This window comes from Rhizobium sp. S152, assembly GCF_030380735.1.
Taxonomy (GTDB): domain Bacteria; phylum Pseudomonadota; class Alphaproteobacteria; order Rhizobiales; family Rhizobiaceae; genus Rhizobium.
In genome coordinates, this window is the sequence record NZ_JAUDRZ010000004.1 from 245,491 (window position 1) to 270,205 (window position 24,715).

General features: G+C 61.7%; 17 protein-coding genes. 11 read left to right on the forward strand and 6 right to left on the reverse strand.

From position 1 onward, the window contains the following. Position 1 precedes the first annotated feature (1 nt). Positions 2 to 1,006, reverse strand: coding sequence for a bile acid:sodium symporter family protein (locus tag QTL95_RS07900; RefSeq protein WP_289719439.1), 1,005 nt, complete (start codon positions 1,004 to 1,006; stop codon positions 2 to 4). A 100-nt stretch (positions 1,007 to 1,106) separates the two neighbouring features. Here QTL95_RS07900 and QTL95_RS07905 point away from each other — a divergent pair, with 100 nt between their 5' ends. The 6 genes from QTL95_RS07905 to cyoD all read left to right on the forward strand — a co-directional run bounded on the left by QTL95_RS07905 (position 1,107) and on the right by cyoD (position 6,507). Beyond that, positions 1,107 to 1,961, forward strand: coding sequence for a LysR substrate-binding domain-containing protein (locus QTL95_RS07905; protein WP_289719588.1), 855 nt, complete (start codon positions 1,107 to 1,109; stop codon positions 1,959 to 1,961). 153 nt (positions 1,962 to 2,114) lie between these two features. Then, on the forward strand, positions 2,115 to 2,243 hold the full coding sequence (locus QTL95_RS07910) for a hypothetical protein (protein WP_289719440.1): 129 nt from the start codon (positions 2,115 to 2,117) through the stop codon (positions 2,241 to 2,243). A 195-nt stretch (positions 2,244 to 2,438) separates the two neighbouring features. Further along, positions 2,439 to 3,539: a ubiquinol oxidase subunit II gene (cyoA, locus tag QTL95_RS07915; RefSeq protein ID WP_289719441.1), complete on the forward strand. Its 1,101-nt coding sequence runs from the start codon at positions 2,439 to 2,441 to the stop codon at positions 3,537 to 3,539. Beyond that, a complete protein-coding gene (gene cyoB / locus QTL95_RS07920; protein ID WP_289719442.1) occupies positions 3,526 to 5,526 on the forward strand; it encodes a cytochrome o ubiquinol oxidase subunit I in 2,001 nt (666 codons plus the stop codon). Before cyoA ends, cyoB begins: the two co-directional genes overlap by 14 nt. Position 5,527: 1 nt before the next feature. Then, the gene (cyoC, locus tag QTL95_RS07925) at positions 5,528 to 6,157 is read left to right on the forward strand and encodes a cytochrome o ubiquinol oxidase subunit III (RefSeq protein WP_289719443.1); all 630 of its coding nucleotides are present in this window, start codon (positions 5,528 to 5,530) and stop codon (positions 6,155 to 6,157) included. Beyond that, positions 6,154 to 6,507, forward strand: a complete 354-nt coding sequence (gene cyoD / locus QTL95_RS07930) for a cytochrome o ubiquinol oxidase subunit IV (RefSeq protein ID WP_289719444.1) — start codon at positions 6,154 to 6,156, stop codon at positions 6,505 to 6,507. Before cyoC ends, cyoD begins: the two co-directional genes overlap by 4 nt. A gap of 86 nt (positions 6,508 to 6,593) precedes the next feature. Here cyoD and QTL95_RS07935 read toward each other — a convergent pair whose 3' ends face one another. Next, a complete protein-coding gene (locus QTL95_RS07935) occupies positions 6,594 to 7,643 on the reverse strand; it encodes a threonine aldolase family protein (RefSeq protein WP_289719445.1) in 1,050 nt (349 codons plus the stop codon). Positions 7,644 to 8,185: 542 nt separating this feature from the next. Here QTL95_RS07935 and gltB point away from each other — a divergent pair. The 4 genes from gltB to QTL95_RS07955 all read left to right on the forward strand — a co-directional run bounded on the left by gltB (position 8,186) and on the right by QTL95_RS07955 (position 16,202). Beyond that, positions 8,186 to 12,910, forward strand: coding sequence for a glutamate synthase large subunit (gene gltB / locus QTL95_RS07940; RefSeq protein WP_289719446.1), 4,725 nt, complete (start codon positions 8,186 to 8,188; stop codon positions 12,908 to 12,910). Between the two features lie 51 nt (positions 12,911 to 12,961). Next, positions 12,962 to 13,210, forward strand: a complete 249-nt coding sequence (locus tag QTL95_RS07945; protein ID WP_162698456.1) for a hypothetical protein — start codon at positions 12,962 to 12,964, stop codon at positions 13,208 to 13,210. Positions 13,211 to 13,262: 52 nt separating this feature from the next. Next, positions 13,263 to 14,717 (forward strand): glutamate synthase subunit beta, encoded by a 1,455-nt coding sequence (locus QTL95_RS07950; protein WP_289719589.1) that lies wholly within the window; start codon positions 13,263 to 13,265, stop codon positions 14,715 to 14,717. A 162-nt stretch (positions 14,718 to 14,879) separates the two neighbouring features. Next, positions 14,880 to 16,202, forward strand: coding sequence for a DUF1214 domain-containing protein (locus QTL95_RS07955; RefSeq protein ID WP_289719447.1), 1,323 nt, complete (start codon positions 14,880 to 14,882; stop codon positions 16,200 to 16,202). An 84-nt stretch (positions 16,203 to 16,286) separates the two neighbouring features. Here QTL95_RS07955 and QTL95_RS07960 read toward each other — a convergent pair whose 3' ends face one another. From QTL95_RS07960 to QTL95_RS07970, 3 genes are all read right to left on the reverse strand, one after another. Next, positions 16,287 to 19,076, reverse strand: coding sequence for a bifunctional aconitate hydratase 2/2-methylisocitrate dehydratase (locus QTL95_RS07960; RefSeq protein WP_289719448.1), 2,790 nt, complete (start codon positions 19,074 to 19,076; stop codon positions 16,287 to 16,289). A gap of 232 nt (positions 19,077 to 19,308) precedes the next feature. Further along, positions 19,309 to 20,520 (reverse strand): SGNH/GDSL hydrolase family protein, encoded by a 1,212-nt coding sequence (locus tag QTL95_RS07965; protein ID WP_289719449.1) that lies wholly within the window; start codon positions 20,518 to 20,520, stop codon positions 19,309 to 19,311. Between the two features lie 113 nt (positions 20,521 to 20,633). After that, on the reverse strand, positions 20,634 to 21,857 hold the full coding sequence (locus tag QTL95_RS07970) for a lytic murein transglycosylase (protein ID WP_289719450.1): 1,224 nt from the start codon (positions 21,855 to 21,857) through the stop codon (positions 20,634 to 20,636). A 201-nt stretch (positions 21,858 to 22,058) separates the two neighbouring features. Between QTL95_RS07970 and galU the strand changes: the two genes are divergently transcribed. Then, positions 22,059 to 22,946 (forward strand): UTP--glucose-1-phosphate uridylyltransferase GalU, encoded by an 888-nt coding sequence (galU, locus tag QTL95_RS07975; RefSeq protein ID WP_289719451.1) that lies wholly within the window; start codon positions 22,059 to 22,061, stop codon positions 22,944 to 22,946. 67 nt (positions 22,947 to 23,013) lie between these two features. On the opposite strand, the gene QTL95_RS07980 is transcribed toward galU, so the two are convergent. Continuing rightward, complete coding sequence (locus QTL95_RS07980; RefSeq protein ID WP_289719590.1) at positions 23,014 to 24,567, reverse strand: outer membrane beta-barrel protein; 1,554 nt, start codon at positions 24,565 to 24,567, stop codon at positions 23,014 to 23,016. Positions 24,568 to 24,715: the final 148 nt, after the last annotated feature.

A 24,715-nucleotide genomic window follows, 5' to 3' on the forward strand; every position in this document is an offset into this window, starting at 1 on the left:
ATCACGCCGGGTTGGCGGCTTCCTCGACTTCGGCGGCGGTAGCGCGGCGGTGGTGGGCGGCGGCGTATTTCTGGGCGATGACGGCGCAGACCATCAGCTGGATCTGGTGGAAGAGCATCAGTGGAAGGACGATGGCGCCGATCGCCTGGCCGGCGAAGATGACGTTTGCCATGGGGACGCCGCTCGCCAGGCTCTTCTTCGAGCCGCAGAAGGTGATGGTGATCTGGTCGGCCTCGTTGAAGCCCATGAGGCGGCTGCCGAAGGTGGTGGCGAAGAGGACGAGTGCCAGCAGCACGATATCGGCGATGATGACGACGGCGATGTCGGACAGCGAGAAGGTGTGCCACAGGCCCTCGACGACGGCGGTCGAGAAGGCGAGGTAGACGACCATGAGGATCGAGCCGCGATCGACTGGCATCAGGATTTTCTTCTTGGCGCGGATCCAGTCACCGATCCAGGGCTGCAGCGCCTGGCCGACGATGAAGGGCAGCAGCAGCTGCGTGAAGATCTGCAGCAGCGCATTCCAGGAGAAGCCGCCATGGCCGCCGACGGAGAAGAGCAGGCCGACGAGAAGCGGGGTCAGGAACATGCCGAAGATGTTGGACGCCGAAGCCGAGCAGATCGCGGCCGGCACGTTGCCGCCGGCCATCGAGGTGAAGGCGATCGACGACTGCACCGTCGAGGGCAGCACGCAGAGGAAGAGAATGCCGAGATAGAGCGGGTGCGGCAGGATCGATTCCGGCACAAGGCCCAGGGCCATGCCGAGCAGCGGGAAGATGCCGAAGGTGGTGAGCAGGATGACGAGGTGCAGCCGCCAGTGCAGCAGGCCCGCGATCACCACGTCGCGCGACAGGCGCGCGCCATGCAGGAAAAAGAGCAGCGCGATCGCGATGGTGGTCGCCGTACCGAAGTAACCGGCGAAGGTGCCGCTGGCCGGCAGGATCGATGCAAGGATAACCGTGCAGACCAGAAGGATCGTGAAGGTATCGGGCAGGAAGCGGCGCATGCGACTATACTCGGCTGTTCGGCTTTTGATGGATGAATCCTGTTTCTTCCATTATGATACAGGATGCAAGGAATAACAGTTATCGTGAAATGGGATGACCATGCTTGACCTTACGCAATTGCGCAGCTTCGTGGCCGTCGAGCAGATGGGCAGCTTCACGCTGGCGGCGGAGCGGCTCGGGCTCGGGCAATCGACCGTCAGCCAGCATATCCAGCGACTGGAGACCTCGGTCGGCCGTCGGCTTCTTGCCCGCGATACGCACAAGGTGGTGCTGACGACGGATGGCGAGGCGCTGTTGTCGCATGCGCGTGCCATGCTTTCGATCGAAGGACAGGTGCAATCGCTGTTTGGCGGGCGTAGCCTGCGCGGCAAGCTGAGGCTCGGTGTCTCCGAGGACTTCGTCACCAGCCAGCTGCCTGCCGTGCTGGAGGATTTCGTGCGCTCGCATCCATCCGTCGATCTGGAGCTGACGGTGGCGCTCTCCGGCGCTCTTTATGAAATGCAGGACAATGCCGAGATCGATCTCGTGCTCGCCAAGCGGCGGCTGGGCGATGCGCGCGGGCAACTGGTCTATCGCGAGCCGCTGGTGTGGCTGGCGCGCGATCCGGAGCACGTGCTGAATACCGCGCCGCTGCCGCTCATCGCCTTCCCGCCGCCGAGCGTCACCCGCAGCATCGCGCTGGAGGCGCTCGGTCGGCAACAGATTTCGTGGCGGATCGTCTGCACCTGCGGCAGCCTCAGCGGTCTGACGGCAGCGGCGCGCGCCGGCATGGGCGTGCTCGTTCAGCCGCGCAGCATGGCGCCGTCAGGGCTGAAGGAGATCGGCAAGGGCAGGCTGCCCGTCCTTGAAGATGTCGAGTTCGTGCTGGTGCCGCGCAAAGGGGCCGATCAGGCGCTGGTACAGGCGCTGTCTGACGATATCCTTTCCAAGGTGAGGAGCCTCAGGTCGAATTGAGACCAATACCTGGACGCGACAGCGGATGGTTAATCCGTTCCGTAGAATTTTAAGTGTCTCTCAACCCTGTCGCTTAGGCTTCTGGTTACTCCGCGGGCCTAGTTTTAGCACCGGCTCATGGTCGACGTTCGGGGCTACAGGGAGAACGGACCGATGATATATGGAGCACTCTTCGTTTCCGGGCTGGTTGCCTGCGTGATGCTCATCGTCGTGGCTGGCCACGATGCGAAGACGACGGATAGCGGCGCACCGCCGTCAGCCGTCATGTTACATCAGAATTGAAAGAGAAAGCGAACGCGCTGGCCGGCTGCATCCAAGGCCGGACAGCGCGTTTGCCACATGCGTCGCAGTCAGCCGCTCTGAAGGCATTTTTCGATCGGCTGCATCCCAAAATGTCGCAGCCAAATCCGTAGCCTCGCGGCGGGGTATTTGATCTATGTCAAAGCTGCCGTGCGGGCGGCGACATAGTTTCCGGCCATGCGCCAGAAAACATTCACAAATCGATACTTTCGCTGGTTCGTCGCGCCACTTGCACTCGCTCTCCTGAGCGGCTGCAACATGGTGGTGATGAACCCCACCGGGGACATCGCTCTTCAGGAGCGTAATCTCATTCTTGTCGCACTCGGCATGATGCTCATCGTCGTCATTCCGGTGCTGACCTTGATCGTGGTCTTCGCGCTCAGATACAGAAAGGGCCGAGCGCCCGGCAGGTACGATCCGAATTTCACCCATTCGACGAAGATCGAGCTGGTAGTGTGGTCCATCCCGCTGCTGATCATCGCCTCGCTGGGCGTGGTCACCTGGATCACCTCGCATACGCTCGATCCGTTCCGGCCGCTGGACCGGGTTTCGGCCGGCAAGCCGCTCGCCAGGGATCACAAGTCGCTCGACATCCAGGTCGTGGCGATGGATTGGAAATGGCTCTTCATCTATCCCGAACAAGGCATCGCGACCGTCAACGAGTTGGCACTCCCGGTCGATGTCCCCGTGCGTTTCTCCATTACCTCGACAAGCCAGTTCAACACGCTCTCGATCCCGACGCTGGCTGGCATGATCTATGCGATGCCGGGCATGAAATCGATGCTGCATGCCGTGCTCAATGAGCCGGGCGACAGCTGGGGATACTCGGGCAACTACACCGGCCGCGGTTATTCGGACATGCGTTTCCAGATGCACGGCCTCGATCAGGCGGGCTTCGACCAGTGGGCCGCGGGGGTAAAGGCTGCGGGCGAGGCACTGTCGAGGGATCGCTACGTTGCGCTCGACCAGCCGAGCGAAAAGGTGCCGGTCATGCACTTCTCTGCGGTGGATAAGGGCCTGTTCGACAGGGTCGTCAACCGCTGCGTCGTTGCCGGCACCGAATGCATCGCCGACATCATGCGCAAGGACCGCGCGCTCGATAGCGACAATGGCGGCATGTTCGCGCCACCGGCGATGAACCACGCATCCATGACGATGAGCGAGAGCATGCCGTCCATGGCCGAGAACGCCGCTCCCGAAACCCCGGCCGCTCACGATCACACCAACACCGGCGCGCCCACCGCGCCTGAACAGCAGGGCAACCATGCAAGACCATAGTTTTCTCACGACAGTGTTCGGGCGGCTGACGCTCGATTCGCTGCCGATCCACGAGCCGATCCTGGTCGGCACCTTCATCGCGGTCGCGGCACTCGGACTGATCGTTGTCGCCGCGCTCAGCTACTTCAGGCTCTGGGGCTACCTCTGGAAAGAGTGGTTCACGACCGTCGATCACAAGAAGATCGGCATCATGTACATCGTCCTCGGCATCATCATGCTGCTGCGCGGCTTCTCGGATGCCGTGATGATGCGCCTGCAGCAGGCCGTCGCCTTCGGTGGCAACGAGGGCTTCCTGCATTCGAGCCACTACGACCAGATCTTCACCGCCCACGGGACGATCATGATCTTCTTCGTGGCGATCCCGCTGGTCGTCGGCATCGTCAACTTCGTCATGCCGCTGCAGATCGGCGCGCGTGACGTCGCCTTCCCCTACTTGAACAACCTCAGCTTCTGGCTGACGGTGGCGGGTGCGGTGCTGGTGATGATCTCGCTCTTCGTCGGCGAATTCGCCCGCACCGGCTGGCTGTCCTACGCGCCCCTGGCGGAGCTGGATTTCAGCCCTGACAGCGGGGTCGACTACTATCTGTGGTCGCTGGAGATCGCCGGCATCGGCACGACGCTATCGGCCGTCAACATGGTGGCGACAGTCGTCAAGATGCGCGCGCCCGGCATGAGCCTTATGAAGATGCCGGTCTTCGCCTGGACGGCGCTCTGCAGCAACGTTCTCGCAATCGCCATCTTCCCGGCGCTGACGGCGGCCTTCTTCCTGCTGCTTCTCGACCGCTACGCCGGCACTGCCTTCTTTATCAACGATCTCGGCGGCAATGCCATGCTCTACTGGAACATGGTGTGGATGTGGGGTCACCCGGAGGTCTACGTGCTCGTCCTGCCGGCCTTCGGCATCTATTCGGAGATTACCTCGACCTTCACCGGCAAGCGTCTGTTCGGCTACTCGTCGATGGTTTACGCGACCGTGGTCATCACCATCCTCTCCTACCTCGTCTGGCTGCACCACTATTTCACCATGGGATCGGGTGCGAGCGTCAACGCCTTCTTCGGGATCGCCACGATGGTGATCGCCATTCCCACGGGCGCCAAGGTGTTCAACTGGCTGTTCACGATGTTCCGCGGCGAGATCCGCTTCGAACTGCCGATGATGTGGGTCGTCGCCTTCATGCTGACCTTCGTGGTCGGCGGCATGACCGGCGTTCTGCTTGCCGTGCCGGCGGCCGACTTCGTGCTGCACAACTCGCTGTTCCTGGTGGCTCACTTCCATAATACCATCATCGGCGGCGTCGTGTTCGGCCTGTTCGCCGGCATGGCCTACTGGTTCCCGAAGGCCTTCGGCTTCAAGATGGACGAGTTCTGGGGCAAGGTCGCCTTCTGGGGCTGGGTCATCGGCTACTGGGTCGCCTGGACGCCGATCTACATCGTCGGCCTGATGGGCACCACACGTCGCGTCAACCACTTCGATGATCCGACGCTGCAGCCCTACTTCGTCATCGCGCTGATCGGCGCCGTCATCATCCTCATCGGCGTGCTCGGCTTCGTCATGGCGATCGTCATGGGCATCGTGAAGCGCAACAAGCTGCGCGATGTCACCGGCGATCCCTGGGATGGTCGTACGCTGGAGTGGTCGACGACCTCGCCTCCGCCTGCCTACAACTTCGCGATCACGCCCGTCGTCCACGAACTCGACGCCTGGCACGACATGAAACAGCATGGCTACAAGCATCCGACGGAAGGCTTCCGACCGGTTCACATGCCGCGCAACACCGCGACCGGCATCGTGGTTTCGGCACTCGCCGTAACGCTCGGCTTCGGCATGGTCTGGTACATGTGGTGGCTGGCGGCATTGAGCGCCGCGGGCATCCTCGTGGTCTCGATCATCCACACCTTCAACTACAGCCGCGACTACTACATCCCGGCCGATACGATCGCGCTCACCGAAGGCAAGCGCGCGCGGCAGCCGGCAGCGAGGGCCTGACATGACCATCCAACTCGTCAACAAGGACGCCCAGCGCGTCTACCACCTGCCGGAGGCCGAGGAGCATTACCACAGTGGCGGGGCCACGATGCTCGGCTTCTGGATCTACCTGATGAGCGACGCGCTGATCTTCGCCTCGCTGTTCGCCGTCTATGGAACGCTCAGCCGCAACTATGCGGGTGGGCCTCCGCCGCAGCATCTGTTCGAGCTGCCGCTGGTGGCGCTCAACACCGGCTTCCTGCTGGCATCGTCGATCGTGCTTTCGATCGGCATGCAGGCCATGGCGGCTGGTCGAACCACCGCGATGTGGCGGCTGCTCGCCGTCACCGGCCTGCTCGGCGCGGCGTTCCTCTGCGTGGAACTCTACGAGTTCGCCACACTGATCTCCGAGGGCGCCACGCCGCAGCGCAGCGCTTTCCTGTCGGCGTTCTTCACTCTGGTCGGAACGCACGGCATGCACGTGCTGTTCGGCCTGATCTGGCTGGTTACGCTTCTGGTGCAGCTCGCCAGGCATGGCCTGACCGCTGACAACAAGCGCCGGCTGATGTGCCTGTCGATGTTCTGGCACTTCCTCGACATCATCTGGATCGGCGTCTTTACCGTCGTCTACCTGTTTGGAGCACTCCGTTGAGCACACATCATCACACCGAACCCGCTCACGGCAGCAAGGGCAGCCTCTGGACCGGATCGATCCTGTCGATCATCCTGACGGTCATCCCCTTCTGGCTGGTCATGTCGGGAGCGCTTGAGAGCGCGATGGCGACCACGGTGACGATCTTCGTCCTCGCCATGGTGCAGATCGTCGTCCACGTCGTCTGCTTCCTGCATGTCGACAGCCGTTCGGAGGAGGGCTGGACACTGCTCGCCTTCGTGTTCACGGCCATCATCGTCGGCATCACCATCATCGGCACGATCTGGGTCATGTACAACATGAACGTCAACATGATGCCGATGACCACGGGTGAAATGAGCAACATGTAAAGAGAGTGCGCGCTGCGTGCAGGGGCGCAGCGCCTCAAGGATCGGCCCGGTGATCTCGATCGCCGGGCCGATCCCGTTTCATAGGGTCACGATGCCAGGCAGCTCAGGAAACCATCGACGTCCTTCTCTTCGGTGGCGAAGCTGGTGACGAGGCGGATCAAGATTTCATCGGCGCCGACGAGATCGGGCGTGGCTGCCGGGATCGGCCATTCGTAGAACTTGGCGCCCTTGTCTTCGGCGGTCCTGCCGGCGCTCTTCTTTATAATGGCGAAGACTTCGTTCGATGTCGTCGACCAGGCAAGGCGGGCGGATTTGCTGGCGCCGATGCCTGTTCGCAGGCGGTCGGCCATGGCATTGGCGTGGCCGGCAAGATCGAGCCAAAGACCGTTCTTCAGATAGGCGTCGAACTGGGCGGCGATGAAACGGGACTTGGAGAAAAGCTGGGCCGCGCGCTTGCGGATAAAGGGCATTTCCTTCGCCTGCTCGGGATTGAAGAAGACGATTGCTTCCGCGCACCAGCAGCCGTTCTTGGTGCCGCCGAAGGAGAGGATGTCGACGCCGCGCTTCCAGGTCATCTCGGCGGGGCTGGCTCCGAGCGCCACCAGCGCATTGGCGAAGCGGGCGCCGTCCATGTGGAGCGGCAGCTTGCTCGTCTTGCAGATCGCGGCAATGGCGTCGATCTCATCGAGCGTATAGACGGTACCGATCTCGGTGGCCTGGGTGATGGTGACCGCCGTGGCGCGGCCGTGGTGAACGGAATTCTCGGGAAAGGCAGCGACCGCCTTTGCGAGCTTCGCGGGATCGATCTTGCCGGCCTCGCCATCGACGGGCGCCAATCGGGCGCCGCTGAAGAAATCTGGCGCGCCGCATTCATCGGCAATCACATGAGCTTCGGAATGGCAGAAGGTGATGCCGCCGGGGCGCTGGACGCTGGCGAGCGAAAGCGAATTCGCGGCCGTACCCGTCGCCACGAAGAACACCGCGACGTCGCGCTCGAAAATCTCGGCGAAGCGGGCCTCGACGCGGCGGTCGAGATCGCTGGTGCCATAGGCGGCGGCGAAACCGCCGGATTCCTGTAGCAGGCGTTCGGCAATGGAACGGTGGGCGCCAGCCCAATTGTCGGAAGCGAAAATCATCGAAAAAGCCTGGAAAAAATGGGTGGGGGGTTGGATTCGGACGGGAGCTTAATCCAAAGCTTCACCGGATCAAGCAATTGGGCCGCGACCCATCACAGAAATTGAATTCCGCAATCAAGAAACAATATGGGACGATCGGGCGTAATTTTATGTCGCAGTGCTGATCAATTTGGCAATCTTCCGTCGTTAATTGACGTTTTTTTAATCCATGGCCCTTGCGGACCTGTCACGTTTCTGGCATAGAACCGATGAATTAGGACAGGGTTGCTGTCCTATTTTGGCCGCTAAGGCCGAAGAGGCGCCAAAAGACCTTACACTCGTTGGGTTTCACGCTATAGTTCCCCGAGCGCGGACGAAGCTCCCCGCGAGGAACGCATGGCAGGCGCGGAGCGCAACGGCTGCTTTCCCCGGGGAAAGGCTGCCGCCGGCGACCGGATCTTCGATAATGCAACAGCGCTGTCACGCGCCGACCCTAAGATTCGGGGGCGGTGTGCGACGAAGAGCCGCCCGCACAGTAGCGGGCTCTGACAGGAGGCAAAACGATGACGAAGAACACGCCATCCACGGGTATTGACCAGTTCGCAGCAGCAGACATGCGCGCGGTGGCCAATACGCGCAAACCTGCCACCGGTCTGCCGGCCAAACAGGGGCTTTACGACCCACGCAACGAACATGACGCCTGCGGCGTCGGCTTCGTCGCGCATATGAAGGGCCAGAAGTCGCACCAGATCGTCAAGGACGGTCTCTTCATTCTCGAGAACCTGACGCATCGCGGCGCTGTCGGCGCCGACCCGCTGATGGGTGACGGCGCGGGTATTCTCGTGCAGATTCCCGATCGCTTCTTCCGCGAGGAAATGGCCAAGCAGGGCATCACCCTGCCGAAGGCTGGCGAGTATGGTGTCGGCCATATCTTCATGCCGCGTGACGAGAAGCAGATCGAGCATTTCAAGAAGGTCATGCACGACGTCATTGCCGAGGAAGGCCAGGTTCTGCTCGGCTTCCGCGACGTACCCGTCGACAACTCGTCGCTTTCCAAGGCGCCCGATATCGCCGCCACCGAACCGCATCACTGTCAGATATTTATCGGCGCGGGCGAAAGTGCTGCGACCACCGATGAATTCGAACGCCGCCTGTTCACGCTGCGCAAGGTGATCTCGAACCGCATCTACGATGAGTTCGACGGCGAGGAGAGCCACTTCTATCCGGTGTCGCTGTCGTCCTCGACCATCGTCTACAAGGGCATGTTCCTGGCCTATCAGGTCGGCGCCTATTACACGGACTTGTCCGATCCGCGTTTCGAGTCGGCGGTTGCCCTCGTGCACCAGCGCTTCTCGACCAACACCTTCCCGTCCTGGAAGCTGGCGCACCCCTACCGCATGGTCGCCCACAACGGCGAAATCAACACGCTGCGCTCCAACGTCAACTGGATGGCGGCGCGCCAGGCGTCGGTGTCTTCTCCGCTCTTCGGCGAGGATATCTCCAAGCTCTGGCCGATCTCCTACGAGGGACAGTCGGATACGGCCTGCTTCGACAACGCGCTCGAGTTCCTCGTGCGCGGCGGCTATTCCATGGCGCATGCGATGATGATGCTGATCCCGGAAGCCTGGGCCGGCAACCAGTCGATGTCGAAGGAACGCAAGGCGTTCTACGAATACCATGCCGCGCTGATGGAGCCGTGGGACGGCCCGGCGGCGGTCTGTTTCACCGATGGCAAGCAGATCGGCGCGACGCTTGACCGCAACGGCCTTCGCCCGGCCCGCTATCTCGTGACCGACGACGACCGCGTCATCCTCGCGTCGGAAGCCGGCACGCTGCCGGTGCCGGAAGAAAACATCATCAAGAAGTGGCGTCTGCAGCCGGGCAAGATGCTGCTGATCGACATGGAGAAGGGCAAGATCGTCTCCGACGAGGAGCTGAAGACGGAACTCGCGACTCGCCATCCGTATGGCAAGTGGCTCGACCGCACGCAGCTTATCCTCGAGGATCTGAAGCCGGTGGAGCCGCGCGCGCTGCGTCGCGACGTATCGCTGCTCAACCGCCAGCAGGCTTTCGGCTACACCACCGAGGACACCAAGATCCTGATGTCGCCGATGGCGACGACGGGCCAGGAAGCCGTGGGTTCGATGGGCACCGATACGCCAATCTCGGCAATGTCGGAAAAGTCGAAGCTGCTCTACACCTATTTCAAGCAGAACTTCGCGCAGGTCACCAACCCGCCGATCGATCCGATCCGCGAAGAACTGGTCATGAGCCTGGTGTCCTTCATCGGCCCGCGCCCGAACATTCTCGACCACGAGGGTGCGGCCAACGCCAAGCGCCTGGAGGTGCGTCAGCCGATCCTTACCAATGGCGATCTGGAGAAGATCCGCTCGATCGGCCACACGGAAGACCGTTTCGACACGAAGACGCTCGACTTCACCTATGATGTGGAGCGCGGCGCCGAAGGCATGCCCGACATGCTCGACCGTCTCTGCGAGCGCGCGGAAGCGGCCGTCAAGGGCGGCTACAACATCATCGTGCTCTCGGACCGCCAGATCGGACCTGATCGTATCGCCATCCCGGCGCTTTTGGCGACGGCCGCCGTGCATCACCACCTGATCCGCAAGGGTTTGCGCACCTCCGTCGGCCTCGTCGTCGAGACCGGCGAACCGCGCGAAGTGCACCACTTCTGCCTGCTCGCGGGCTATGGCGCCGAAGCGATCAATCCGTATCTCGCATTCGACACGCTCACCGACATGCACATGCGCGGTGAGTTTCCGAAGGAAGTCGATGCTTCCGAAGTCGTCTACCGCTACATCAAGGCGGTTGGTAAGGGCATCCTCAAGGTCATGTCGAAGATGGGCATCTCGACCTATCAATCCTATTGCGGCGGCCAGATCTTCGACGCGATCGGCCTGCAGCAGGAGCTGGTCGACAAGTATTTCTTCGGCACCGCGACGATGATCGAGGGCGTCGACCTCAAGGCGATCGCCGAAGAGACCGTTGCCCGCCACACCTCCGCCTTCGGCAAGGATCCGCTGCTGGCGACCACGCTCGATATCGGCGGCGAATACGCCTACCGTATGCGCGGCGAAAGCCATGCCTGGACGCCGGATGCCGTAGCGACGCTGCAGCACGCCGTCCGCGGCAACTCGGAAGATCGTTACCGTGAATTCGCCGAGATGGTGAACACGTCTGCGCTGCGGATGAACACCATCCGCGGTCTGTTCAACATCAAGACCGCCGAACAGATCGGCCGTACCCCCGTCTCGCTTGACGAGGTCGAGCCGGCGGTAGAGATCGTCAAGCGCTTCTCGACGGGCGCGATGTCCTTCGGCTCGATCAGCCGCGAGGCGCATACGACGCTCGCCATTGCAATGAACAAGATCGGCGGCAAGTCCAACACCGGTGAGGGTGGCGAAGAGAGTGATCGCTATTTCCCGCTGCCGGACGGATCGGCCAACCCCGAGCGCTCGGCGATCAAGCAGATCGCGTCGGGACGTTTCGGCGTGACGACCGAATATCTGGTCAATGCCGATATGCTGCAGATCAAGGTGGCGCAGGGTGCCAAGCCCGGCGAAGGCGGTCAGCTGCCCGGTCACAAAGTCGATGCGACGGTTGCCAAGACCCGGCATTCCACGCCGGGTGTCGGCCTGATCTCGCCGCCGCCGCACCATGACATCTATTCGATCGAAGACCTGGCGCAGCTGATCTACGACCTGAAGAACGTCAACCCGACGTCGGATGTCTCGGTCAAGCTGGTCTCGGAAGTCGGCGTCGGCACGGTTGCCGCCGGCGTCGCCAAGGCGCGCGCCGACCATATCACTGTCTCCGGCTTCGATGGCGGTACCGGCGCGTCGCCGCTGACCTCGCTGAAGCATGCCGGTTCTCCGTGGGAAATCGGCCTTGCGGAAACGCAGCAGACGCTGGTGCTGAACGGTCTTCGTTCGCGCATCGCGCTGCAGGTCGATGGTGGCCTGAAGACCGGCCGCGACGTCATCATCGGGGCGCTGCTCGGCGCCGACGAGTTCGGCTTCGCGACCGCGCCAGTCATCGCCGCCGGCTGCATCATGATGCGCAAGTGCCATCTCAACACGTGCCCGGTGGGTGTCGCCACGCAGGATCCTGTCCTGCGCAAGCGCTTCAAGGGCACGCCCGAGCATGTCATCAACTACTTCTTCTTCGTCGCCAACGAGGTGCGCGAGATCCTGGCATCGCTTGGCTTCACCAAGTTCGATGAGATCATCGGCGCTTCGGAGCTGCTCGAGAAGGACGAGATGCTTGCGCATTGGAAGTCCAAGGGTCTCGACTTCAGCCGCATCTTCCACAAGGTCGAGGCGCCGAAGGAAGCCACCTACTGGACGACGCGCCAGAAGCACCCGATCGACGACATTCTTGACCGCAAGCTGATCGCCGAGGCCGAGCCGGCGCTGTCTTCGAAGACGCCTGTCACCTTCGAAGTCGGCATCAAGAACGTCGACCGTTCGGCCGGCGCCATGCTGTCGGGCGAAGTCGCCAAGCGCTACAACCATCGCGGCCTGAAGGAAGACACGATCAACGTGACACTTCGCGGCACGGCCGGTCAGTCGTTCGGCGCGTTCCTGGCGCGCGGCGTGACCTTCAAGCTGATCGGCGACGGCAACGACTATGTCGGCAAGGGGCTTTCGGGCGGCAAGATCATCGTGCGCCCGCCTGAGAACTCGAACATCGTCGCCGAGGACTCGATCATCGTCGGCAACACCGTGCTCTACGGCGCGACCGAGGGAGAGTGCTACTTCCGCGGCGTCGCGGGCGAGCGCTTCGCGGTGCGCAACTCCGGCGCCATCGCCATCGTCGAAGGCGTGGGCGACCACGGCTGCGAATACATGACGGGTGGCGTGGTGGTCGTGCTCGGCGAGACCGGCCGCAACTTCGCGGCCGGCATGTCGGGCGGCGTGGCCTATGTTCTCGACGAGAGCGGCGATTTCGCCAAGCGCTGCAACATGGCGATGGTGGAGCTCGAGCCGGTTCCGGAAGAGGACGACATGCTGGAGAAGCTGCATCATCATGGCGGCGACATCGCCCACAAGGGACGCGTCGACGTCTCCGGCGACATGACCCGCCATGACGAGGAACGTCTCTACCAGCTGATCTCCAACCATCTGCACTACACGGAATCGACCCGTGCCAAGCAGATCCTGGATAACTGGGCGGAGTATCGTCCGAAGTTCCGCAAGGTCATGCCGGTCGAGTACCGTCGTGCGCTCGAGGAAATGGAGCGGGCCCGGATGGGGATCGCCGCGGAGTAGTTACTCACCGGCGCCTCATGATATGAGTGAAACTCAATGTTGGAGGCGCCGATGGGACCAATTACGAAGCGTTCGCAAAGCAAGGTCGTTCAGAAGGACGGCGTCCGGATGGTGGTTATTCCGGAAGAGTTCTTTCTGATCGGCGAAGAGGTAACGGTCCTTCAGGATCGAGACGGCACAATCTCCATCTACCCGGCAGAAGAGCATGCCGCAGAAGAGTTGTACGCAAGGTTTAATCCGTTCGTTGAATGGAAAAACGAGACTTGGCCTGTTGAGACGCCGAAGTTGGACATAGATTGAACTGGCTGCGCTGACGAAAGAGGCGGTCATGAGTGTAAGGGAAGACAGCAGCATGGGTAAGGTAACAGGGTTTCTGGAAATCGACCGGCAGGTAGCCAAGTATCAGCCGGCGTCGGATCGTATCCGGCATTTCCGCGAATTCACAATCCCGATGTCGGACCCGGAAGTGCAGAAACAGGCCGCGCGCTGCATGGACTGTGGCATCCCCTATTGCCATGGCCCGACCGGTTGTCCCGTGCACAACCAGATCCCCGACTGGAACGACCTCGTCTACAACAACAACTGGGAAGCGGCGATCCAGAACCTGCATTCGACCAACAACTTCCCCGAGTTCACCGGCCGCGTATGCCCCGCGCCCTGCGAGGAAGCCTGCACGCTGAATCTCGAGGATACGCCTGTCGCCATCAAGACCGTCGAGCAGGCGATCGCCGACAAGGCCTATGAGCTCGGCTTCATCCGGCCGCAGCCGGCCGCCGTTCGCACCGGCAAGAAGGTGGCGATCATCGGCTCCGGCCCTGCCGGCATGGCGGCTGCGCAGCAGCTGGGTCGAGCTGGTCACGAGGTTCATGTCTACGAGCGCGAGAGCAAGGCCGGCGGCCTGCTGCGCTATGGCATTCCCGACTTCAAGATGGAGAAGAACTTCATTGATCGTCGTGTCGAGCAGATGTCCGGCGAAGGCGTGACCTTCCACTACGGCGTCAATGTCGGCGTCGACCTGAAGGTCGAGCAGCTCATCGCTGATCATGACGCGGTTCTCTACTGCGGCGGTTCGGAAACCCCGCGCGAGGCCGGCATCCCGGGCACCGAGCTTTCGGGCGTCCACGACGCGATGCCTTACCTCGTGCAGCAGAACAAGCGCGTCGGCCGCGAAAACATCGACAGCGTCGGCTGGGCATCGGATCCGATCCTAGCAGGCGCCAAGCATGTCGTCGTCGTCGGCGGTGGTGATACCGCATCGGACTGCGTCGGCACGGCGTTCCGCCAGGGGGCCGTGAAGGTCACCCAGCTCGACATCCGCCCGCAGCCGCCGGAAAAGGAAGACAAGCTCGCGGTATGGCCTTTCTGGGCCACAAAGATGCGCACCTCCTCCAGCCAGGCCGAAGGCGCTGTCCGCGAATTCCAGGTGGCGACGCTCGAGTTCATCGGCGAAGACGGCGTCTTGACCGGCGTCAAGTGCTGCGAAGTCGACGAGCGCCGCAAGCCGATCGCCGGCACGGAGTTCATCATCAAGGCCGACCTCGCCTTCATCGCCATCGGCTTCAGCGGCCCGTTCACCACGAGCGTGCTCAAGGAACTCGACGGCAAGCTTGTTCTCAACACGGACCGTCGCGGCTCGACCAATGTCGTTGCCAACGATAAGGACTACAAGACCTCGGTCGACAAGTTCTGGACGGCGGGCGACGTGCGCCGCGGCCAGTCGCTGGTCGTCTGGGCGATCCGTGAAGGTCGTCAGGCGGCCCGCGCCATCGACGAGGCGCTGATGGGCTCGACGGTTCTGCCGCGGTAAGCGCCAGGACGCTTTGACTGATTTTATCTCGGGGCCGCCTTGCGCGGCCCCGAAGTCGTTTGTGGGCAAGGGCCGCAAAGGCGGAGTGTGTGGTGAAATTTACCGTTGCGTACTTTTCGGACAGACAGATCGTGGCCAATCTCCTTCCCAGGGAGACATGCGATGTTTCACAAACAAGTGACTATTGTCGCCGCGCTTGTATCCGTGTTGGCAACGGGTAATCAAACCTTTGCGGCGAGCCCTATTGGCGAAAGCGAAATCAGCCAGGCCTATATTTACCTCCTCGGGAGATTGCTGATCACCCGACAGCAGCAACTCGACTTTCGCGAAGGTTTCAGGTGGAACGAACTCGTCCATCGCAGGCCAGGTGCGGTCGACTGGCCCAACCCAAACCTAGATGTGGCCTATTCCGAGGCGTGGGTAGCGGTCGACAACACGAGTTGCACCATTGTCACCGTCCCGAAGATCGAAGATCGATACTACACGGTTCAGTTCCTCAACGGATGGGGTGAAACCCTCGCCAACATCAACGAGCGTGTTTTCCCCAACAGGCGCTCCGGCGATTTCGCGATGTGTCTGAGAGGTGCCAAGGTCGACCTGCCTCCCGACGCCATGCGCATCGATCTTCCCGTCGAGCACTCTCGTGTCCTTGCACGTGTCGCGCTCGGCAGCGATCCGGAGCGCGCCGTCGAACTGCAGCACCAGTTCAAGCTGCGGGCGACCGGAAGCCCGAAATTGCCCGCTATCCCGAAGACCCCGGTTTGCGAACTGGAACATCTTCCAGGTGTAGAGGCGTTTGACGCGGCCTTGGTGGCGCTCGACAGCGAGCAGGACATAAATCCTGGTTTGGAACAACTGCAAGAGCACGCCCGGATGATCGCAGCCGAAATCAAGGGCAACGCGAAAGACCGCGAGCGGGTCGATGCGGTCATCAAACAGCTAGCGCTTCCCGAGATCGCCAAGGCCGGCCTCACCATTGGTCATGGGGTCGTTCACAATGGTTGGGCCAGACCCGGTGTCGTCGGAGAGTACGGTCTGGACTATATCGCGCGAACGCTCGTGAACAACGGCGGCATATGGGCTAACGTCAAGCCGGAAGTGCTGTATTACCGGGGAGGAAAGGACGAAAGTGGCGCTGACTTGACTGGCGACCACACCTACAAGATGATTTTCCCCAAAGACGCGCTGCCTTCGCGATTTGCAAAATACTTCTGGTCGGTCATCGCTGTCGACAATGTGCGTTTTCGGGTCTTGCCCAATTCGATCAACCGGTTTCTGCTCAATGAACAGACCAACCCGCAATATGGGCCGGATGGGTCGCTGACACTGTACTTCGCCATGGAGAAGCCCGCTGATGCTCCCGACGGAAACTGGCTGCCCATCCCAAGAGGTCAGAAGTTCAGGCTAACCTTCCGCTTCTACGGGCCACTCGATGGTGTTGCCAATGGCACCTATTGGCCCCCTGCGCTCGTAAAGATCGACTGACGATACGGCAAGGCTGCGGCACACAATAGAAAGAACGCCCCCCAAAGTGTTTCATCTAGGGGGCGTCTTCTATTTTAGCCTGACCTAGTAATGAACCGACAGGCTATCGATCGGCTTGGTCTTCGGCGGCGCGAACTTCGTCAGGTTGATGCCTTCAACAGCGACGCGGTACTCCTCGATGCTCGGTGTCCGACCGAGGATCGCCGACAGTACCACCAGCGGCGTGGATGCGAGCAGCGATTCACCCTTCTTCTCGGCGGTGTCTTCAACCACGCGGCCCTGGAACAGGCGGGTCGAGGTGGCGAGAACGGTGTCGCCCTTCTCGGCCTTTTCCTGGTTGCCCATGCACAGGTTGCAGCCCGGACGCTCGAGATAGAGGATGTTCTCGTACGCGGTGCGGTTCGATGTCTTCGGCTTCACGTCATCGAATTCGAAGCCCGAATACTTCTGGAGGATTTCCCAGTCGCCTTCGGCTTTCAGCTCGTCGATGATGTTGTAGGTCGGTGCGGCGACGACGAGTGGCGCCTTGAACTCGACCTTGCCTTCGTTCTTCTCGATGTTCTTCAACATCTGGGCAACGATCTTCATGTCGCCCTTGTGCACCATGCACGAACCGACGAAACCGAGATCCACCTTCTTGGTGCCGCCGTAGTAGGAGACCGGGCGGATCGTGTCGTGGGTGTAGCGGCGCGAGACGTCTGCGTTGTTGACGTCGGGGTCGGCGATCATCGGCTCGTCGATCAGGTCGAGGTCGACGACCACTTCGGCGAAGTACTTGGCATTATCATCCGGCTTGAGCGCCGGCTTTTCGCCCGAACGAATCTCGGCAATGCGGCGATCGGCCTTGGCGATCAGGCCCTTCAGGGTTTGCGCCTCATTGTCCATGCCCTTGTCGATCATGATCTGCATGCGCGACTTGGCGATCTCGAGAGACTCGATCAACGTCTCGTCTTCCGAAATGCAGATCGATGCCTTGGCCTTCATCTCGGCCGTCCAGTCGGTGAAGGTGAAGGCCTGGTCGGCGAGCAGCGTGCCGATGTGGACTTCGATGATGCGGCCCTGGAAGACGTTGTCGCCGTGCTGCTTGAGCATCTGCGCCTGGGTGGCGTGCACGACGTCGCGGAAATCCATGTAGGGCTGCATGGTGCCCTTGAAGGTGACCTTGACCGACTGAGGGATCGGCATGGTGGCTTCGCCGGTGGCGAGCGCCAGCGCCACAGTGCCGGAGTCGGCACCGAAGGCGACGCCCTTCGACATACGCGTATGGCTGTCGCCGCCGATGATGATGTCCCAGTCGTCCACGGTGATGTCGTTCAGCACCTTGTGGATGACGTCAGTCATCGAGTGGTAGACGCCCTTCGGGTCACGCGCGGTGATGACGCCGAAATTGTTCATGAAGGACATGAGCTTGGGGATGTTGGCCTGAGCCTTCTTGTCCCAGACCGATGCCGTGTGGCAGCCCGACTGATAGGCGCCGTCGACCAGCGGCGAAATGACGGTTGCCGCCATCGCTTCCAGTTCCTGCGCGGTCATCAAGCCGGTGGTGTCCTGAGAGCCGACGATATTGACCTTGACGCGCACGTCGGAGCCGGCATGCAGCACCTTGCCGGGTGTCACGCCAACAGCGTTGCGGTTGAAGATCTTCTCGACCGCCGTCAGGCCCTGACCGTCGATCGCGATTTCCTTGTTCGGCGCGAAGACCGGGGTCGCTTCGACACCGAGCGTCTGGGCGGCGAATGTCTGGAGCTTCTTGCCGAAGACGATGGCGTACGACGAGCCGGCCTTCATGAACTCCATCTTCTGCGGCGTGAAGGAAGACGTGACATCGACCAGCTCGTTGCCGGCCTCGTCGCGCAGCTTCTTGTTCTTCGCGTCGATCTTCAGCACGGTACCGGTTTCGACCGAGAACTTCTGGTCAAGGATCGGGTTACCTTCGTTGTTGAGGACCGGCTTGCCGCTTTCGTCGAGCTTCTTGACCCAGTTCTTCAGGTTGAGGCCGATGCCGCCGGTAACGTCGACGGTGGTCGCGAAGATCGGCGAGATGCCGTTTGTGCCGGCGACAACAGGGGCGAAATTGACGAAGGGCACGTAGGGGCTCGCTTGCTTGCCGGTCCACAGCGCCACGTTGTTGACGCCGGACATGCGCGAGGAGCCGACGCCCATCGTACCCTTTTCGGCGATCATCATGACCCGCTTGTCCGGGTGCTGCTGCTGCAGGGCGACGATCTCGGCCTGCGCCTCAGGCGTGATCATGCACTGGCCGTGCAGCTCACGGTCGGAGCGCGAGTGCGCCTGGTTGCCCGGGGAGAGAAGGTCGGTCGAGATGTCGCCTTCGGCGGCGATGAAGGTCACGACCTTGATCTCGTCCTCAACTTCGGGAAGCTTGGTAAAGAACTCCGCCTTGGCGTAGCTCTCGAGAACATCCCTGGCGACGGCATTGCCGGCCTTGTACGCATCGCGCAGACGGAACATGTCGGCGTCGTAGAGGAAGACCTGGGTCTTCAGCACGTCGCCGGCCTGACAGGCAATTTCGGCATCGTTGCCAAGCGCGACGTCGAGCAGCACTTCTACCGACGGGCCACCCTTCATGTGAGACAGCAATTCGAGGGCGAATTTCGGGGTGATCTCGGGGACAATGGTCTCGCCGAGGATGATCTTCTTCAGGAAGGCGGCCTTGACGCCTGCGGCGCTCGTCGTGCCCGGCAGCGTGTTGTAGATGAAGAACTTCAGTGCATCGGCGCGGTGTTCGCTGCCGGAGTCCTCGATCAGTGTGATGATCTCGCCGGTGAGCGCACCATCATCGATCGGCTTGGGAGCAAGCCCTTGGGTTTCTCTGCTTTTGATCTCGGCCAGGTAATCCAAATAAAGGTTCATCGCGATTCCAACGTCGTAAGGTGTCGGCACTGAGAGCAGCGCCAAGGGCGGCAGTGTTATCCGGCTTGAGTTCTTATAGGTTTCGTGCGCGTCAACCAAGGCCAAGTGCGAAGATAGCAGGCTTCGGCAAAAAAAATCTTACCGGCATTGGGGCTCACCGGTCGTGGTGGTCATATGGACGTGATGGATAGGCAGGCGCGACGGGCCTGACCCCACCTGAAACGCAAGCGATCTACTTTGTCGAAACCTCAGGTTCCGCCTTTGCGGAGGTGATGCGGTAGTCGTCGACACGGCCGGTGGGGGCGGGAGCCATCTCGCCTTGCTCGACAAGCAGGTCGCGCGGCGATTTGCCGTTGCCCGTCGGCAGCGCCCTGCCGCCGAGCAGTTCGGTTCCGCCGTCGAGATTGGGGTCGGACAGGCTGATCGGCTCGGTGCGGCCGACGGTATTCGCCGGCAGGTCCAGGCCCGGACCATTGCCGGTATCGAGACGCACGAGATCGGGGCTCGCCTGAGTGCCGAGAATGCGGCGTGCGGGCTTTTCAACGTAGAAGGCGAGCTTGCGGCGGCCGGCATCGGTGAGGTTGATGCCATCGGATGTGCGCAGGCGCACCTGCTGGCCGTTGATGTCGGAACCGGTAACGATGAAATCGCCGCCTTCGCTGACGAAACCGTCCCATATATCGACGAATTCGGCGCCGACTGATTCCGCCTGCTTGCGGTAGAGCAGGTTCATCTGCACGGCATCCGCCGTCATCGACGGCGAATCGAATGCGGGCAGGCCGACCCAGAGGAGCGGGATCTTGCGGGATGTCACCTGCTTGCCGAAGGCGACGACGCGGCGCTGGTACTCGGCGTACCAGCCATCCGTGCGGAACTTCTCCTTGCCGACGTCGGTGACCATCTGCTGGCGGTCGTTGGCGCCGAGCATGACGACGACCATGGCGGGTTTGGCCTCGTCCATGAATTTCGTCAGCTGGGCTGGCCAGTTGTAATAGTCGTCTCGAACGAGGCCGGAGGAGACGTTGCTATGGGTCTCGATGACAATGCCGGGCGAATCCTGGAACGCGGCTTCGAGGCCGACGCCGAGGCCGCCGGCCAGGAAATCGCCGACGACGAGAATCTTCTGAGCGTTGTCCAGTTTCTGAACGGCCTTTTCCTCGGGCACGACAGGCGCTGACGGGCGTGGTGTAGCGACGGCCTTGGGTGCGACCTTCTTCTTGGGAACGACCTGTCGGCGCGGGGCGGCGTTCTGCCCGGGCGGGGGCGCCGGATATTCGTCGATGTAGCGGCGGCCAAGGAAGAAATCGAGGATCGACCGGCGCTGGTAATAGCGCTCCTGGGCTTCCGCGACATTGAGGGGCGGCATGACGGCTGCGGTGACGACCAGCACGGTCGCGCCCAGCGCGCCCAAACGCAGTGTTGGCCGGTTTACTCGTTTACGCATCGTCAGCAGCCTCGCATCTGCCGTATTCTCGCATGGAGTGCGGACCGGCGTCCACACCCTGTTGTCGGTGGCGGTGCTTTATCCCACCGGCTGTCCGTGCTCTTTGCCCGCGCTTACTTGCGCAGGGCTTTCAGCAGCGGCAGCGAGGGTTCGCCGTCCTGTTCTAGACCCATGCGCGCCTGGACGGCGGCGATGGCGGCCTTCGAGCCGCTGCCGAAGTTGCCGTCGACCTCGCCGTCATAATAGCCGAGCGTCTTCAGGCGGGTCTGCAACTCGAACTTTTCCTTGACGTCGAGCGTGCCGCCCGGACGCGGCCAGCGCTGCTGCATGCCGCCATAGCCGGCGATCTCGTCGGCCAGGAGGCCAACGCCGATCGCGTAGCTGTCGGAGGCGTTGTACTTCTTGATCGTGAAGAAGTTGCTTGTCATCAGGAACCCCGGACCGTCGCCGCCGGCCGGCATCTTCAGGACAGCCCTGGTGCCGCCGTCGCGAAAGCCCTTGCCACTCGGGCGCTTCATGCCGAGCGATGCCCATTGCGACAGCGTGTAGGTCTTGCCGACATACTTGCGGGCGCTGTCGGGAACGACGACCTCGTAGCCCCAGGTCTTGCCCTTCTCCCAGCCGTTCTTCATCAGAAGGTTGGCGGAGGTGGCGAGCGCGTCGGGAACCGAGTTCCAGATATCGCGGTGGCCGTTGCCGTCGGCGTCGACGGCGTAAAGCAAGTAGCTGGTCGGAATGAACTGGGTGTGGCCCATGGCACCTGCCCAGGAACCGGTCATGCCGTCGGGCGAGATATCACCGTTCTGCAGGATCTTCAGGGCGGCGATCAGCTGCTTCTGTGCGAACTTGGCGCGCTTCTGGTCGGCATAGGCCAGCGTTGCCAATGCGCGGGGCACGTAATGTAGGCGGTCATCCTTGGCAAGAACGGCGCCGTAGTTCGATTCCATCGACCAGATGGCGAGCAGAATCGTCTTGTCGACACCGAAATGGCGCTCGATCGAATTCAACGTGGAGGCGTGTTTCGCCGCCATCTGGCGACCAATCTGAACGGTATAAGGATTTACACGAGAATCCACATAATCCCAGATTTTAGTCGTAAATTCAGGCTGATAGGCAGCCTTCTCGAGGACCGTCGGGTCCGGATCGCTCACACCGGCGAAAGCTTTACGATAGGTTGCCTTGCTGATGCCACTTTGAGCGGCTGTTTGATAAAAGTCCGCGATCCACTTCTGGAACCGCTGGTCGGCTTTCGCGTTTTGCGGGACCAGACCGGCAGACGCGGTCAAGATGAATGCGAGAGCAAGACCACGAAGGGAGTTTCTGTGATTTTGAGTCATCGGCGGTCATCCGTCCTTTCGTTTCAGGCACAGCGGAACGCGCAGTTCCGTTCAGGCCGAAGACTAACCGAACGGAGTCAACAAAATCTTTACCATGACTAAAGAACGCAGTCACTCATTTGCAAAAACGTAGCAGATCTTATCTACTCGGGACAAAATTTCCTTTCATTTCAAGCGATAACGATATCGCAGGAGGATTGTGTGGCAGAGCATAAAAAAGTTCGCAAAGCAGTATTTCCGGTCGCTGGCCTCGGGACTCGTTTCCTTCCGGCTACGAAGGCCGTTCCCAAGGAAATGCTGACCGTCGTCGACAAGCCCATCATTCAATACGTGGTGGACGAGGCGCTTGAGGCGGGTATCGAGCATTTCGTGTTCGTGACCGGGCGCAACAAGCACATCATCGAAGACTACTTCGACATCCATTTCGAACTCGAGCAGACGCTGCGCGAACGGTCCAAGAAGGCCGAGATCACGCTGCTCGCCGGCCAGTTGCCCAAGGCTGGTACGGTGAGCTTCACGCGTCAGCAGGAGCCGCTCGGTCTCGGCCATGCCGTATGGTGCGCCCGCGAAATCATCGGCAACGAGCCGTTCGCCCTGCTTCTTCCCGACATGATCATGAAGAGCGAAGGCAAGGGCTGCATGAAGGGCATGATCGACCTTTATGCACAGAGCGGCGGCAACATCATCGCCGTCGAAGAGTGCGAGCCAGACCAGGCCCACAAGTACGGCATCGTTGGCGTCGGCGACGCGATCGGCGACGGCTTCCGCATCACCGACATGGTCGAGAAGCCCGCCAAGGGCACCGCGCCGTCCAACTTCTTCATCAACGGCCGCTACATCCTGCAGCCCGAGGTCTTCAAGATCCTCGAGACCCAGGAACGCGGCGCCGGCAACGAGATCCAGTTGACCGACGGCATGCTGAAGCTGCTCAAGGACCAGGCTTTCGCCGGCTACCACTTCAAGGGCACGACCTACGACTGCGGCGCCAAGGATGGCTTCATCCTCGCCAACGTCGCCTTCGCTCTCGAGCGCGCGGATATCCGCCCGACCGTGATCGACGGTTTCAAGGACCTGCTGAAGGGTATCTGATCGTTCATATGACGAAAAAGGCCGCGCTTCGAAGGGAGCGCGGCCTTTTTTGTTTCGTCCGTTGCGTTCAGCGCTTCAGCTTCAGGCCGACGCCCGCCCGCCACTGCTGGGAATCGCTGCCCTCCTTGCGGGAGGTGAGCTCGTAGCCGATCGTGCTGGTCAGATCGAGATAGCGGTTGATGTTCCAGGTCAGCCCCGCGCTTGTCGTGTAGACCGTTTCGTCGCTGGTGCTGCTGTCCGACGGATAGTCCCGGAGCGTGATGCCGCCGAGAACCGTGCCCGTAAGATTGTCGCGCAGCTGGTGGGCGATGGTCGTCGTCAATGCATGCGAGACATAGCCGGATTCGCCTGCGGTGGTGGAGGGCTGGATGCTGGTCTGCAGGCCGAAATTGACGTCCGTGCCGCGCAGCGGCGACCACAGCAGGTTGGCGTCGATGACGGCTGCGTCTATGTCGGAGAGACGATCGTCGTCGAAGGTCGCGATCTCGTAGCCAACGCCGACTTCGCCGCGCAGCTTCTCGCCCATGTCGATCTCGACGCCAGCCTTGGCGCCGTAGCTTTGCCCGGAGCGGCGGTAGCCCTGGGCATCGGCGGTCTCGTCGTAGACGGTCTTGCCTATACTGGCCTCGATGAAGGGAATGAGCGCGGGGGAAAGCTCATAGCCGATGCGGCCGCGGAGGGTGCCTGATGTCTGGTCGCGATCGCTGAGGGAGACGGTGGTGCCGTCCGAGAGCGTGGCGTCGGAATAGATCGTGCGGCTGAGTTCGAGCCCGGTGCTCCCCCGAAGGATGCCGAAGTCGCGCTCGATCGAGGCGCCGACGTCGAACTGCTGGACGTCGGATTGCTTGTCGGCATCCTGCAGTGCGTTCGGGTCGTCGGTATCCTCGCGGTAGAAGTGGTAGCCGGTCGTCAGATGCGCTGTCGTATCCTGCGGCAGATCGAGCCGGAGATCGCCATTGATCTTGAAGTCGGGCTGTTCTTCGCCCGTGCCGCCGATGTTCTTCTGCCAGGCGCCTTCCGTGGTGACCGTCAACTGGTGCAGCGCCCAGTCCGAGGTCAGCGTCGTTAGCATGTCGGTTTCGAGGAAGGTCCGGCTGGTCTTGGTGCCGCCGTCGCGCTTCGTTTCGCCGTTGATGCTCTGGGTGACGGTCGGGCGGAGCACGAAGGTGCCGATGCGGATGCCCGGCGTCTCCTCGGTAGCGATGTTCGGCTCGGGCTTGCGCGCCGGCAGGCGCTCGTCGATCGGCGCTTCGCGGGTGTTGAGGCGCATCATGTCCTCGTCGAGGATCGAGCCGGTGGTTTCGTCGCTGACCGGCTGACCGGTCGTGGCCTGAGTTGTCGTCTGTTGCGCCGTCGTGTCGTCGCCGATCGGGGCGTTCGGGTCGGTCGATGCGGTGCCATCGGTCGGCTGGAAAAGGGGATCGTCAGCCTCAGCTGTCGATGTCGTCGCACCGGCGGCGGGGCGCGGGGTCGTCATGCCGGTGGATTGACGGGTTGTCTGCGCGGACTGGGCGAGTGCAGGTTGCGGGATCGAAAGCATGCTGGCCAGCAGCGCGGCGGACACGGCAAAGCCTGCCGCGCGGAGCGGCGTCAAACTGCTCGTGTCTTTCCAATGGACCATGAAACTGGCGTCCGGCATTCCTAGAATTCGTTACCCGAACGTAAAGCCTTGTGGTTAATCAATCGTTTCGGCCGGATCACGCCTATTGCTCCGGATGATGCTGACAGCGGGTGGAGCCGATGGACTTGCGGCAGGAAAACCGGTAGGC

Bases quoted from the DNA above. Each gene is read 5' to 3' on its own strand.
- QTL95_RS07900 (WP_289719439.1), bottom strand. From the start codon at position 1,006: ATGCGCCGCTTCCTGCCCGATACCTTCACGATCCTTCTGGTCTGCACG.
- QTL95_RS07905 (WP_289719588.1), top strand. From the start codon at position 1,107: ATGCTTGACCTTACGCAATTGCGCAGCTTCGTGGCCGTCGAGCAGATG.
- QTL95_RS07910 (WP_289719440.1), top strand. From the start codon at position 2,115: ATGATATATGGAGCACTCTTCGTTTCCGGGCTGGTTGCCTGCGTGATG.
- cyoA (WP_289719441.1), top strand. From the start codon at position 2,439: ATGCGCCAGAAAACATTCACAAATCGATACTTTCGCTGGTTCGTCGCG.
- cyoB (WP_289719442.1), top strand. From the start codon at position 3,526: ATGCAAGACCATAGTTTTCTCACGACAGTGTTCGGGCGGCTGACGCTC.
- cyoC (WP_289719443.1), top strand. From the start codon at position 5,528: ATGACCATCCAACTCGTCAACAAGGACGCCCAGCGCGTCTACCACCTG.
- QTL95_RS07935 (WP_289719445.1), bottom strand. From the start codon at position 7,643: ATGATTTTCGCTTCCGACAATTGGGCTGGCGCCCACCGTTCCATTGCC.
- gltB (WP_289719446.1), top strand. From the start codon at position 8,186: ATGACGAAGAACACGCCATCCACGGGTATTGACCAGTTCGCAGCAGCA.
- QTL95_RS07945 (WP_162698456.1), top strand. From the start codon at position 12,962: ATGGGACCAATTACGAAGCGTTCGCAAAGCAAGGTCGTTCAGAAGGAC.
- QTL95_RS07950 (WP_289719589.1), top strand. From the start codon at position 13,263: ATGGGTAAGGTAACAGGGTTTCTGGAAATCGACCGGCAGGTAGCCAAG.
- QTL95_RS07955 (WP_289719447.1), top strand. From the start codon at position 14,880: ATGTTTCACAAACAAGTGACTATTGTCGCCGCGCTTGTATCCGTGTTG.
- QTL95_RS07960 (WP_289719448.1), bottom strand. From the start codon at position 19,076: ATGAACCTTTATTTGGATTACCTGGCCGAGATCAAAAGCAGAGAAACC.
- QTL95_RS07965 (WP_289719449.1), bottom strand. From the start codon at position 20,520: ATGCGTAAACGAGTAAACCGGCCAACACTGCGTTTGGGCGCGCTGGGC.
- QTL95_RS07970 (WP_289719450.1), bottom strand. From the start codon at position 21,857: ATGACTCAAAATCACAGAAACTCCCTTCGTGGTCTTGCTCTCGCATTC.
- QTL95_RS07980 (WP_289719590.1), bottom strand. From the start codon at position 24,567: ATGGTCCATTGGAAAGACACGAGCAGTTTGACGCCGCTCCGCGCGGCA.